Raw genomic sequence first — 13,917 nt, forward strand, 5'->3', positions numbered from 1 at the left:
TTTCGTCAACCCTTGCGAAAGGTTTCGTAGTGGCAAGCATTTCTGTTCGTGGTGCGCAAGAGCATAATTTAAAAAATATTGATGTGGATGTTCCTAAAAATAAATTAGTTGTTTTTACAGGTGTGAGTGGTTCTGGAAAAAGCAGCTTGGTTTTTGACACTATTTATGCAGAAGCCTTTCGGCGCTTTGCCGATTCAAGCCAAACTCCAATTTATGTTATGGGAAGCTCAAATTGGTCTAAAATGGCGCGTCCTCGCTTTCGTGCCTTATCAGGACTCCCTCCTGCTCTCGGACTTTCTCAAAAACAAGGCGTTGCAGGTAAGCTATCTACAGTGGGAACCATTTCGGGGATAAGTGATCTCCTCCGCGTTTATTATGCCGCCTTTGGTGATGTCTATTGCCACAAATGCGATATTCCATTGCGTTCAATTTCTTTTCCAGATCTTTGTAAAAAAGTATTTGAGGACTATGAAGGAAAGAAAATTAAAATTATTGCGCCTATTTGTGAAAAGCGGAAGGGTGGATTTGCCGATGAAATTGAAAAATTTCGAGAATTAGGATTTTCAAAATTACGTGTTAATGGTGATAACTACGATTTACAAGATGATAATGAAAAAATAAAAATTGATGCGAAAAAATTAAATACTATCGATGTTATTATTGATTACAGCATTATTTCTCAAGAAAAAAAACAAAGAATAGAACGTGCTTTATTACAAGCGCTAGAACATGGAAAAGGAATTGTTAAAATAGAGTATTTAACTGAGGAAATAAAATTTAATACAAAGTCCAATTGCCCTCAATGTGGCGAAAGTGCTCCCAAATTAGATCCTCGTTATTTTAGTCATTCCTCTCTAGGAAAATGCTTAAAATGTGATGGCAATGGTGCTCAACATAATGCTTTATCTGCTGATTTATTTCCTTGTAAACAATGTTTAGGATCACGATTAAATCCCGATTCGCCCATTGTCAGGGTGTGTGGAAAAACTTTTAAAGAAACACATATGATGACCATGCAGAAACTTCAATTATTTGTCATGCACGAATTAAAATCTCATGTGCAAAATGATAAATCAAAATTGAAAGTTTATTCTGAATTATCGCGATCGATTTTTAGTATTCATCGTTTGGGATTAGGGCATTTGAATTTAAATCGTGCAGGGGGCAGTCTTTCGCCAGGCGATTTGCAGCGCCTCCGTCTCGCCTCCATGATCTCAAATAAGTTAACAGGAGTTTTGTATGTTATTGATGAGCCTTGCCAAGGTTTAACAGCTCAAGAAGTTAAGCAGCTGACTTCTGTTTTGCAAGAAATTGTAAAAGAAGGCGCAACGGTACTTGCCGTGGAGCATCACCCTGTTTTTTTAGCTTGTTGCGATTTTTTATTTTTAATGGGCCCGGGCGCAGGTGTGCATGGTGGACAAGTTGTTGCCACAACCACTGCCCTGCCGGATTTGGATGTATTTCTTGCCAAAGAACATTCTGTAGCAAATAAGACCAATTTTGAATCTCGAGAGATCTTTCAGGAGAAATTACCAAGACAAGCCAAGGCGAATTCAAAAAAACGAAATCATGCTGTTTCATCGCAGCTCCCTTCTAAGAATGCAGTTGCTGCTCTTATCTTTTCGGATGTTGCGGTCAGAAACTTAAAAGTAAAAAAAATACAAATAAAACAAGGTGTTATTACTTTGTTTCGAGGTGCTTCTGGGTTTGGAAAATCCTCCTTTTTAGAACTTTGCCTCCTTCCCGCCCTCTATTCTTTAGGAGGGAAAAACCCCGATGCGGAACAAGATATTAAAATTCCATTTAAAGAATTTTGTAACCTTAGTGCCTCACCCGATATTTGCGTAAATATTGTCGGATATGTGAAACCAGGAAGCGTTACGCGCAGCTCAAGGCGCAGCGTTGCTTCCGCACTTGAAGTGATAAAACCTTTAAGGGAGATTTTTTCACAACTTCCTTCAAGTCAAGTCATGGGCTTAATGGAAAGTCATTTTTCATGGAATTCAAAATTAGGACAATGTGAACACTGCGCAGGAAAAGGCTATATTGAATTGCCGCAACGATATGCAGAGCCTGTGCGTGTAGAATGTGAATTATGCTTAGGTGCCAAATTAAATTCGAGAAGTTTGTTACCTCGATTTAAAGGATTTAATTTGGCAGATGTAATGAATTTTACACTTGAACAAGCATTAGAAGTTTTTGAAAACCATCGCATTATAGCGAATCGGATATTTAGAGCATGCCAATTTGGTCTCGGATATGTGCAGCTAGGGCAAGGGATGGATTCTCTTAGTGGAGGAGAATTGCAAAGACTGAACTTAACAATTGAATTAAAACGTGCCAATTTAGAAGGAGCTTGGTTTATTTTGACTCATCCCAGTACGGGTTTGCATGGCCCTGATATTTCTATTTTAGGAGAACTTATGCGCGTCATGACAGGACGTGGAGCAACATTTATTTTAGTTGAAAATCGTGAAGAGTTTTTGCCTTTTGCAGATCATATTGTTGAGTTTTGAAATTAGATTTTTAGTGTGACTTTCTCTTTTTTAATCTGTGGCCATTTTTTTAATTTCTTGATTTATTTTCAATCATTTCGGTTAATTTATTTTTAAAACTATCAGGAGCATCAATATCAAAAATAATTGTTGGTTTATCGTTTCCTGTAAAAATACGAATATTTCCTGCACCAACTAATCTTTGAACAATACCTTGTTTTAACAAAATATCATTAATTTTATTTAATGGAAGCTCTGTTTCTGATTTGGCAATGATTCCATTTTCAATATAGACTCTTTGATTTGTGACAATATATTTTTTAGATTTATTTTGAAGCCATTTGTAAACAAAGGGCATAAACAGTATAAAAATAAAAAATAATTCAAGGGAATAATTTTTGTTGACATTATTGAATCGATTTATAATTAAATTTAATATTGTAATTATAAGGATAAGAATAGATAATCCTGCTAGAATTTTGCTTAATAAAAAAGCTGATCAATGAAAATGGGCTTCCGCCTCAATCTTTTCTCCATCTCTCAATCGAATAGGCATGATTGTCTCCTATACAAAAATGCAAACCTTAATTATTTCTTCAGAATATACTAAAGTATTTCTTTCGAAATTTGCAATATAAATTTTTACATATTTTTTAGATAAAAATTAGTATTTAAAAATTTTATAGATATTTTTCTTCTTTTATTATTTTTTAATAATTAAATCATGAAGATGATTTCGTTTATGGACTCTGCGCACTGGAGAAAATAAAAGAATAATCTGAAGCGTATTTTGCATTGTTACCTTTGACTTTCTCTTCACCCTTATAATTTTTTAATTGTAATAACTTTAATATATTTTGAGTCTCTAAAATAAAGTGATTTTTACTTTTTGACTTAGTGGAACTGACGTCAGCAATAGAAGCATATTGATGACAAAATAAGCAGCTTTTTGTTTCCTGGAAATAAGTTTCCATAGTGGTATTTGCAACTATGGTATCACTGGGCTGTTGATTGCCATCTGTCAGTGGCACAGGCGCTCCCGGTTGTATTATTTGGGGACTATTTGCCCATACTACATTCACAAGTTGATAATTTAAAAACACAGAATTTTTATTTGCTGGAGCAATCACTTGATTCCAAACCCATTTGTTTAAATCGGCAACAGGGTTGACAGTAGTGTTACTTATAGGTGTCATACGCATTACTTGAATAGGTGCCTCATAGGGATCTTGAGGATAAGTAGGAAAATAAGGTTTTTGAGGAGTGGCACTAGGTGGTTGCGCATTAGGGTAGCAATGGTAATGATCACTATTTGGATTGCAGTTTAAATTATAAAAAGTATACCAAGGTAACAAATTATTTTTATTATTTTTAATGTCTGGAGAGTTATTAACATGTTCAAAAGTTGCCCAAATAAATTGGGGAGAGCGTTTTGTTTTATGTATAATATGTAAACCTGTAAGTCCCACAGTTACTGTTTGTGGTGTTTTATTATTAGGATATCTTACGACGGCTTTTGATATCTTAAAATACGGCCAGGTTTTGGAGTCAGGTAATTCTACCCAAGATGCTTTTAATTCAATAGATCCTATTTTTCCATATTGAGAAAATGTAGCAGACCCATCTGGTAAATTAATCCCTTGTGTTGTAACAATTTTTTGCTGCGTATTCGCATTATAAAGTTCATTTTTATTAATATAATTAAATTCATCTTCATTGACTCGAATTTCATATAGTGCGAGTTTTTTCGCTTGGGAAGTTATCCAAGAGTTTGCACCCGCTTGTTCATAGGACTCTAAATTTAATATATCAGAATTGTTTTTATTTTTTGAAATAGAAGCTAATATTTTATAACCATGTTTTGAATTAGGCAAAGTAGATTTTAATTTTGATTTCCATTGTGGGGGTAAATTTTGTTTGCTGCACCAAGCTGCAGGTTTTTGTGCTTTTTTTAAAAATATTTCTGATGTTTCTTTATAAGTTTCCCATACCACAGGAGAGGAATTAAGAGCAACTCCAAAATTCTGAGGAGTTTGATTATCATCTGCTTCACAGGTTTCTGCATTTGCTACCCAATTTAATGAAATAAATTCTTGCCAAGCAAGACAGTTGGCATTTACCTGCGAATTGGGTGCTGACATATCAACAGGTATGTTTGGGCTTAATTTTGGCGGTAAAGTACAATGCCCAGGAACGGGTTCATCAGCTTGTGCTTGTGAAATTAAAAAATTTTTATTTTCATAAAATTTAATTGAAATTATTTCTAAAAATAAAAATATAATTAAATAATATTTTTTCATGATTTATTCTTCTCTTAAATACAGACAAAAATTTTTGTCTGTATTAGCTAAAGTTTAGGAATGAAAATGTATTTAAGTAACTGCTAATATTTTTATTCTTTATAACTTTGGAAAGACATTGATAAACCCAGGTGCAACTGTATCTTCAGGCATATTATTTCCTGGATTTTCAACTTGTATTCCGTAAATTCCTGTAGGAGTATTTTTATCTATATTAACAATTAATGTTAATAAATTATATGTATCGGGATAGGAGTTTCCCGGAGGTGCATAGGTGACTTCTTGCAATCCTGAAGTTTTCTCAACTGTAATTTGAATACTAGGATGCGATGCTTTCACTTTAGGAAGTGAATTATTTTCTCCTGTAACAGCAGTGCTACATATCAAAACTATTCTTAAATTCTGATCCCCTTGCCTCACGGGAACGGGAACGATGACCGAATTTGTCGCTAGTGACATGGGAAATCCAACAGGATTTGTTACTTTTGTATTATAATAGGCTTGCCATAAGTTTTCATACATCATTTGTATGGGTTGAGCTTGTGCTGCGGGTAAATTCTTGTCTGAAGTGGGGTTGTTTAAGCTAACGCAGCAACTTACAGGCTCCAATTCTTCTTCTGTTAATGCGCGTGCAAATAACCCGACATGAAATGTTTGTGCTATTTGACCAGCCCATTGAAGCGGTGATGTGATTCCATTTGCAGTTATTTTAATGTCACTCACTGTTTTCGTGACCCCTGCCTTTATCCAAGATTCAGGTATTTGAAATGCCGCGTGTAATATAAAGTTGCCCACAAAAGGACTGTTGGTAACGGGGTCAATTAAAATTTCATGACCACGAATGATGTGCCAGCAATCTGAAACTTTTGCATTTGTAGGGAGTTTGGGATCATCAAATAACTGATAATTGCTAAAATTTGGCATTTGAATATATAAGCCAATAGGATTTGCTAAGGAAACACGTGAGGAAGGAGGTCCTTCAACCACTTGATTGACAGATTGTCCAATAAAAGGGTCACTATTGCGGTAAGATTGTCCATATTGGCTGCAGCAAATCAATGTTTGTGGATTTATATTTCCTATGTTTCTTTGCACCGTAGCCGCGCCGGCTAATCCCACTTCGGTCTGTAAGGTATTTGGCGAACTTGTTAAATGCATAGCGCCGCCAGAAGAGTTGTTACCACGAAGAGAATATGGCCCCGAATTCCATTTATTTAAAGGATTGTAAGCTGGTTTTTGAGTAAAGGGATCTATGACATTTTTTCCAGTCGCAGGATCTTTTAAATAGAGATCCTCAACGTTGACTTGGATTAAATAAGCACTATTATCTGGCAAGCCATAATTTAATGTCTCTTGATATTTTTGTGCAACTGCTTGAGGGCTGACGCGCCATAATGTGTACCAATATTCTGGATTTTCACATACAAAATCAACACGAGTGATTTTATTTTCAGAGTTTCTTGTCACGCTCCATTCGCAATACTCGTCTTGCCATCCCCTGGGTCCGTAAGGACCATATTTTTGCAGATCACCCTTCCAATCAGGTGTGGGGCAAAGTTTAGTAGGGATATCTTTAAAAGTAATTGTTGTTCCTTTATCTTGGCAAAAGCCAGTATCTGCTAATTCTAAAAGTTGTTGTTGATTTAATTTATAATCATTTGTGGATGGTTTATTATCGCCAAGATAATATAAAATTCTGTGTGGAAAAGCTTCCCAAGAAACCGAAATAGCAGGTGTGCCTTTAGGAATGTCTGTTATACTTAAATTATAATAGTAATTTTGAAGTGAAGCAGGAACAAAGTTTCCCTCTTCATCGGTGTGTCCTTGATTCCAGGGATTTCCCGTAATAGATTGTTCTGTAAATGCATTTGCATTTAAATTCCATTGTTTATTTAATTCTTGTTGTAATTCACCATTGAGATCTTCTATAAATGCGGGCGTTGAAAAGGTGCTATAATTTTTATCTTTTTCTTCTGAGAGTTTTTCAAATTCAATTTCTTTCTCACCCTCAAACATATTTTCAGTCTTTATGAAATTATTACTCATAGGTTCTCCAGTAAATGGTCAGAAAAAAAAAAATAAAAAAGCAGACTAAAATATTAAAGCAGTTGCATTTATAAAAAGAAAAATAGGAGCGTCAATTTTTCAACGTCAATTTTGTCAGTTAATTAAATTATCTTTAAATAATTTTTTTTTAAAAATAAATATAAGTCATATAGGTAGAATTTTACTAAGACTTTTTTTCATTCAGTCGATTTATTTTCTCATCAAATTCAATTCTTAAAATAGCCTACCGAATGATGTAAAGCATTAAAGATTTTTATAAACCGCAGGAGGTTTGTATGTTCAATGGAAAACTTGTTTATTCCATTCCGAAGCTTGAAATTGATTCAAATTCTTTTTGGAGAGAAATCAATCCCTCTCCTAAATCATGCTCAAGCTTAATCAAACTCCTTGAGGTTTATGCCTCGCATGAAAACTGGGAGCAGGTGATAAATTTATCTTCAAGAGCCGTTCTGCATTTAAGTAAAAATTTTGATAGAGCTGATTTTTATCATATTTGGATTTGTGCACTTAAAGAAACATTTGATTCAAAGTCTTTGATTTCTTTGGGCAAGCATTTAATTAAAATGCGTGATTTTCATCCTGTTTTTTTGTCACTGGCATTAATTGCATTTCATTTTGCCTCTTGCCATAGATCATCACGAAAAATTTATCTATATTTGAATAAATGTAAAGGTGTTGAAAATAGATTTGCATTTGAAGCTTGTGGTTTGTATTTGGCAAGCTTAAAAAAATCAGATTTAAATAAACAAGGTATGATGTTGCTCAAAAAGGTATGCTCAGAAAAAAAATCGAGCTATTTTAGTTGGAGAAATTATTTAAGAGCACAGTCTGAAAATGATTTGTTACAGGAAATGACAGGTACATATAATGCTATTCATGAAAAATTTCCATTTGCTCAAGAGCCTTATTTAGTGGCGTCACTTATTGCCATAGATGAAAAGGATTGGAATGAAGCAATTAGAGTATTAGCTCAGCTAATAAAAGACAATCCAAATAATTCAAATGCTATATTAGCTATGGCTCAATGTTATGTAGAAGTGGAAGAATATGTCAAAGCTATAAGTTTGCTTACTTTAAAAAGTGACTTATTTTTAGATACGGATTACGATTTTCATTATTTGATGGGATCAACTCTAAAGAAAGTGATAGAGAAGGAATTTGATGCAGAATTGCAAAAAATTGCATTGAATCATTTAGAAAAGAGCTATCATATTTTAAGTCGTTTAGGCTTTTCTTTGCAAGGTATTAATGCGGAATTAAATTCATTGCGTGATTTATATAATATAACTTCACAAACTGATATGAATCTTATGAATATGCATCCAGAAAATGTTATTGAGTCTGAAAATTTGTACCAAGAAAGAAAAGCAGGATAAATTAGTAAGAGTTAATTAATTTTCTGTATTCATTTGTATTTAAAAAACGCGCTGCTTCATTATCTATCATTTTAATTATTTTATCATCAATTTTTTTGTTGTAAATAGCATATAATTCCATTTTTTTCAGGGGTTTTCCAATTCGAATGATTCTGTCAAAGTTAGATATTTTTTGCTTTTTATATTCTTTCATTTGATTTTCATTTGTAACAAATAAACTGGCGTCATTATTTATGACAGCTAATAAGCAAGATTTTTCGTCAAATTGACTCATTTTTTTAAGTTCGTTTTTATTAATCATATTTAAAAAAACGTCTTCAATATAATAGCCTACTGCTCCACAGTAAGTCCCATTTCTAAAATCATATGCGTTTTTAGTATTGCGATAATTTGAGTTTGAATAAATATATATATCAGAACTGGTTAGACTTATTTTGGAGTATTTGACCTCAGACGCCCTTTCTTTGGTGGGTGCATAAGGAAAGGAAACATCAAATTTTTCATGTTTAAGCATTTCATACCCTCTTGCCCACGGAAGAAATTCAATGGTATAAGGAATTTTAATTTTTTTTAAAATTGTGGTGTAAATGGAGGTAAACAGACCTCCATTTTTTAATTTTTCATCTGTGTAAGGTAAAAAATCATTTCCTGTGACAATTTTGAGCGGTTCAATACCGAAAATTTTTTGATATGAAATTAATAAAATAACAAATAAAATACATTTTTGGTATTTTTTAAAAAAAGTCATAGCTACTCCAGTTAAAAATTTATTTTTATTATTATAATTGTTAAATTGAAGAATTGCTATATTTAGTCAGAAAATTGAAATGATTTATTTATAAAATATCAATTAATGACTAAATTGAAAGGGTCTTATATTTGCTTTCAGTTTTTTACGTTCCGAAAGGAGATACTCTGAAAGCCTTTCATTGAATTTAATATCTTGTAATTTGGATTTCCAGTGACCAAAGTTCTTTAATAAGTCGCTGTCTTCGCTAAACGTCGCACCTAGATATTGAAAATAAAAAACAGAGCTTCCTAAAATAAAAGGACCAACCACTTGATTCATGCTCAGATTGGATATTTTTTCGCGAATGGGTGCGGGCAATTCTGCAACGGGGCGTGGAGGTAGAATACCTTCCGTTTGTGTCGCGTCAGAGGCCATAGAATATTCTTTTACAAGTTTAATAAAGCTTTCCCCGTCCTCAATTTTTTTAGATATTATTTTGATGAGTTCAGAGTTCAAAGGGTCGGTTTGTTCATTTTCAGGAATTTTAATGAGAAGACTTCTGAGTTTTACAGAACTGACTTGTTTAATGCTGCCTGTTTGCTGCAGATAAAAACTTTTTACTTCGTCATCACTGACGCTTACAAGAGAGCTGATCACGCGCCCAATAAGTTCTTGCTTCAGAACTTCATTTTTGAATTCCTGACGATATTCTTTCATTGATTTACCGCTTTTTGCAAGCTGGTTTTGTAATTCCTCTTCTGAAAATCCACGTTGTTTTAAGAAATTATCAATCTGTTTTGAGAGATCATCTTCACTGACATCAAGGCCGAGTTCAATGGCTTTAACTTGTAATACTTTTTGATTGATAATCGATTCCATGATTTGGCTTGCTTGTTGAGGAACGAGATTTCCGCCATAAAGTCTTCCATTTGGTGAAAGTCTTGTTTGTCCATTTGTAGAAATAAAAATGGCCTGTTGTAAGTCACTTAATAGAATGACTTGATCGGCGATTGTGGCAAGCACTCCGTCTAATGTGTTTGCATCAAACGGCGTTGTGGGGGCGAGAGAGGTTATTATTTGCGAAGAATTGGGGTGAATATCATTCTTTTTTGATGTTGTGCATGCTGAAAACAGGGAAAAAGAGCATACAATAGCCGTAAAAATTTCAATCTTTTTAATGTTCATCGATAACTCCGAAATAATATCCTACTTCAACAGGAACCAGGAATAACTCCGAATTTTATTTAAACCATTACTTACAGAAATGCAAAGGAACTTAATATTGTTCTAAAAAGGTGCTATTAATGCTTAATATTATTTTAAAAAGTCCTTTTAAAATAACTATTTATATGGATATTTAACAATATTAAAAAATAACTCCGATAAATTAATGTAGGAGTTATTTATGAGAGTTAATGTTTTTTCGCCTCTATCATATACGTGGGAAAGATTTGCGGAGCTTCAGCACCAGTATGCTATGGCAAGACGTAGAAGAGATGATAGACATTTTGATAAACTTGTCGAGACTAGAGAACACGATAGAATTAATGAATATATGGTAAATAAAGATATCATGTATAGAAAAGCTTTAGACAAAAAAATTAAAGATAAAATGGCTTTTAAAGAAGTTTTAAAAAAGGCTCATGAAAAAGAATTAAACAGAATAAGCTTTGAAAGAGACTATTTAGATAATTTATTTTTAATAGGATTAAAAATAAAAGAACATGTTAAGTATTTAAATTACCTTAGAAAAGCCTCTTTTGATAAATATTTATTAGAGCTCGAAACTGAAAGGGCGCTGCATTATAAAAATGACTTATTATACAAACATGAGTTCAAAAAAATAGATAGAAAAAGAAGAAATAATGAGAAAATCTAAAGAATAGATGTATTAAATAATCCTTCTAGCTCTGTAAAATCAACCCATTCTCCTTCACCTTTTTTGTTATGCAACCAGTATGAAAATAACTCCATGTCGGAACAAATATCATCTGTAAAAACAATAGGTGCAAGTGGGGAGATAATTTCTTCAATATAGTTTTCAAAAAGTCGTGTAAAGTAACGGGAGCTTTTTAATCTTTCGCTTTGCTCAAAAGGCAATCGAGTCTTTTTAACAACTCTTCCTCTAGCAACAATGGCGATATCAAACTCTTTAAAATCATTATTTGATATTAAGCAAAGCCCTGATTTGGGAATTTGTTTTTGGAAGTTAATGCCAATTGATTCTGTAATATGCTTGATTTCTCTTAAAAGATTTAAGCTTCTTAACCATTTTGAAAAGTTTTTAATTGCTTTAATTTTTTTATTTGATTTTTCTAAGCTTATTATTTCATCATTAATGTTTCCATTTAATAAGGATATAATAACGCGTAAATGAGCAAAACGCTCTTGCATAGTAAAAGTATTATGCTCAAAAGGAAAATGAGTTACAATCTCCTGAATTTCATTTAAGGCACTTTTTGGCTGTAAAAAAGGTCCAAAACAGTAACCGACTCCCTCTTTTAAGTGACCTATTCGAATACAGGTAGTCATATCATCGTCACGGCGTCGTGAAATTTTAAATTTCTCAGAACGTGAAATATTATTTATGCGTCTCGTTCTTGTAATTGGAATAACGGTATCATCCTGCTCACCAAAGGTAACGTAGAGGTTAGAGTTTTCTTTATTTTCACTTATATATGTGTCATCTTCTTCTGACTCTAAAAGATGAAGTTCGCCATGCTGTGGAATAAAAAAAGGAACTTTTTCGGGAAAAGCACGTGCATAGTCGAGCATGTCATCAGGAATAAATATTTGTAAAAAATTTTCACTGCGACTTTGACTTTTACGGGGATCAATGGAAAGAGAAATTCTTTTTAATTCTCTTTTTTCTTGCATTAAGGCATCGAGTAAACTGCTGCAGCGTTCAAATTTAAAGCCTGAAGCATCGACAATAATGCGATTCATTTCTCTATCCATGCCAATTTCTGTTAACTGCTGTAAAGATTTTCTTATACTTGGTGTTGCTGTTAAATATGAAATTTCATGGTGTGAATTTAATACAAATAATAGCCCGGGAGTGCCAGGAAAATTATCAACAACTGCAGGATTTATTCCCGGTCCTAATTTTCGAATGGTTTCTGCATCAGATTGCAGTTTTAAAATATCATCGCATGTTTTAATGCCATTTTTTTCACAAACATCCAAAATTTTCCAAAAAATATGAGTTGTCATTTCCGCATCAGCAAGAGCGTTATGTGCGTCAATAACAGGAATATCAAAAAATTCTGCAACTCCTGATAATGTTTTAGAAGGCGTCTCAGGAAGAATATTTGAAACTAATAAATGAGTACAAAAAAAGAAATTTTTAAAATCTTCGTTTTTAAATTCTTTCATATGGTGCGATAAATAAGCAATATCGCCTTGTGCGCCATGTGCAACCAAAATAGAATTGCCAATAAATTTCATGAATTCATCGAAAACTTCTTGAATCGTTGGCGCATTCACTACCATTTCATTATTGATCTTGGTAATTTTTTGCACAACGCTAGGTATATGTCTCTGTGGATTGACTAAAGTCTCAAAGCGGCTCACTTCTTTGCCATTTGTATATTTAATGGCACCAATCTCAATAATAGAGCTGTTTTGTGGGTTGCCCCCGGTTGTTTCTAAATCAAAAAAAACAATGTCCATTTGTGATGGTAAAAGATTGAGCCATTGTGGACGATTGGGATTTGCCATCATTTCTGAAGGAAGTGATGGTTCTTTACGTAGTGTCTTATATGCAGGCTTAAAGGAACGGTTGTTCTTATTTTGAAATGTCATTTGGTATCATTCCAGAGAATTAAAAGAATGGGAATCGCTTTCAAAAGCATGACGTAGCCCAAACCCTATTCTCTCCCATAATATCACTTGTCCGTCAATAACGCATTTAGCTCACTGATGTTAATGGTTTGGTACTCTGCCGCGAGAAAACTGTTTTTAAAAACGGACTGTGCTTCTTGTAAAATTTTTGTTTCTAAGTACTCATCTGAGCTTTCCGGTTCATGATGAAATATGGCGTAATATTTTACCTCGCCATTTTTGGCGATAGTTGCTCCCGCTTTGGCTGTAGAATGTCCCCAGCCAATATAATTTTTGTAATTGCTGTCTGAGTATGTGGAATCATAAATAAACAAGTCACAACCTCTTATGAACTTTTCAAGTTCAACATCTTTATGAGTGCCATGTTCATGATCGGTTGCATAAACGATGTTACTTTTGCCATCGGGGCTCCAAATTTTGTAGGCAAGGGCTTCTTGGGGGTGGTTTAAAGATTGAATTTCTATTTTAATATTTTCTATTTGTATGATTTTTAAAGAGTTTAATTCATGAAAAAATATGTTTTTTAAAGCAGGGAGTTGGAAAAATTCTATTGGAAAAAAAGGGGCGCTAAAAAATTTTTGCAATATTTCTTTTAAAGAATTCCCAAATTTAGCCTGCCCATAAATGTGAATTTCACAATCTTGTCTAAAAAAAGGGATGAATTTTGTAAGACCTATGATATGGTCATAGTGCATATGCGTTAAAAAAAGGTGAAAAATCCTGTCTCCGCGTAATAGTGCGTTCTCGGCACATTGTATAATTCCCGTGCCGGCATCTAATATAATTGAATTATTTTTTTCAGAAGCGATAGCAAGGACTTCAACACACGAGGTATTTCCTCCGTATTTTAGCATGTTTTCATTAGGAATAGGAATGGTTCCTCGGACACCCCAAAAAGTAACAAATTGTTCGATTTTAGAAGCTCCTTCAATTATTGACTTATTTTGTTTTTTTTGAGATTTGACCCTATTCGGGACTGGGACCACAAATTCTCCTTCCGCAATCCAATATTACATGCTAGGGCAGACTGTTTGAAGTTGGTACCTAGGCTTTCCGTCCTTCTGTACAGATGTGATATCCGCTTTATATTTGAATACTCTCAATAT

General features: G+C 33.5%; 10 protein-coding genes. 3 read left to right on the forward strand and 7 right to left on the reverse strand.

The window, feature by feature from the left end:
• The first annotated feature begins 29 nt into the window (after positions 1-29).
• Positions 30-2,516 carry an excinuclease ABC subunit UvrA gene (locus AXG55_RS00380; RefSeq protein WP_148696174.1) on the forward strand — a complete coding sequence of 829 codons (2,487 nt, stop codon included), beginning with the start codon at positions 30-32 and terminating at the stop codon, positions 2,514-2,516.
• A 49-nt stretch (positions 2,517-2,565) separates the two neighbouring features.
• Here the strand turns inward: AXG55_RS00380 and AXG55_RS00385 are convergent, their stop codons facing one another.
• From AXG55_RS00385 to AXG55_RS00395, 3 genes are all read right to left on the reverse strand, one after another.
• Entirely contained in the window at positions 2,566-2,853 is a 288-nt protein-coding gene (locus tag AXG55_RS00385; RefSeq protein ID WP_148696175.1) for a PH domain-containing protein, read from the reverse strand.
• A gap of 382 nt (positions 2,854-3,235) precedes the next feature.
• Positions 3,236-4,795, reverse strand: a complete 1,560-nt coding sequence (locus tag AXG55_RS00390) for a hypothetical protein (RefSeq protein WP_148696176.1) — start codon at positions 4,793-4,795, stop codon at positions 3,236-3,238.
• Positions 4,796-4,894: 99 nt separating this feature from the next.
• Entirely contained in the window at positions 4,895-6,841 is a 1,947-nt protein-coding gene (locus tag AXG55_RS00395; protein ID WP_148696177.1) for a hypothetical protein, read from the reverse strand.
• Between the two features lie 296 nt (positions 6,842-7,137).
• Here AXG55_RS00395 and AXG55_RS00400 point away from each other — a divergent pair, with 296 nt between their 5' ends.
• The gene (locus tag AXG55_RS00400) at positions 7,138-8,238 is read left to right on the forward strand and encodes a tetratricopeptide repeat protein (protein WP_148696178.1); all 1,101 of its coding nucleotides are present in this window, start codon (positions 7,138-7,140) and stop codon (positions 8,236-8,238) included.
• A gap of 1 nt (position 8,239) precedes the next feature.
• On the opposite strand, the gene AXG55_RS00405 is transcribed toward AXG55_RS00400, so the two are convergent.
• Both AXG55_RS00405 and AXG55_RS00410 read right to left on the reverse strand, forming a co-directional pair.
• Positions 8,240-8,986, reverse strand: a complete 747-nt coding sequence (locus AXG55_RS00405; RefSeq protein ID WP_148696179.1) for a substrate-binding periplasmic protein — start codon at positions 8,984-8,986, stop codon at positions 8,240-8,242.
• 102 nt (positions 8,987-9,088) lie between these two features.
• Positions 9,089-10,153, reverse strand: a complete 1,065-nt coding sequence (locus AXG55_RS00410) for a SurA N-terminal domain-containing protein (protein WP_148696180.1) — start codon at positions 10,151-10,153, stop codon at positions 9,089-9,091.
• Positions 10,154-10,373: 220 nt separating this feature from the next.
• Between AXG55_RS00410 and AXG55_RS00415 the strand changes: the two genes are divergently transcribed.
• Positions 10,374-10,847: a hypothetical protein gene (locus AXG55_RS00415; RefSeq protein WP_148696181.1), complete on the forward strand. Its 474-nt coding sequence runs from the start codon at positions 10,374-10,376 to the stop codon at positions 10,845-10,847.
• Here AXG55_RS00415 and AXG55_RS00420 read toward each other — a convergent pair.
• Positions 10,844-12,772: a 3'-5' exonuclease gene (locus tag AXG55_RS00420; RefSeq protein ID WP_148696182.1), complete on the reverse strand. Its 1,929-nt coding sequence runs from the start codon at positions 12,770-12,772 to the stop codon at positions 10,844-10,846. The two genes, AXG55_RS00415 and AXG55_RS00420, sit on opposite strands and share 4 nt — an antisense overlap.
• 83 nt (positions 12,773-12,855) lie before the next feature.
• Complete coding sequence (locus AXG55_RS00425) at positions 12,856-13,797, reverse strand: MBL fold metallo-hydrolase (protein WP_148696183.1); 942 nt, start codon at positions 13,795-13,797, stop codon at positions 12,856-12,858.
• Between the last annotated feature and the right edge of the window lie 120 nt (positions 13,798-13,917).

It is taken from the genome of Silvanigrella aquatica, from assembly GCF_001907975.1.
Classification (GTDB): Bacteria; Bdellovibrionota_B; Oligoflexia; order Silvanigrellales; family Silvanigrellaceae; genus Silvanigrella; species Silvanigrella aquatica.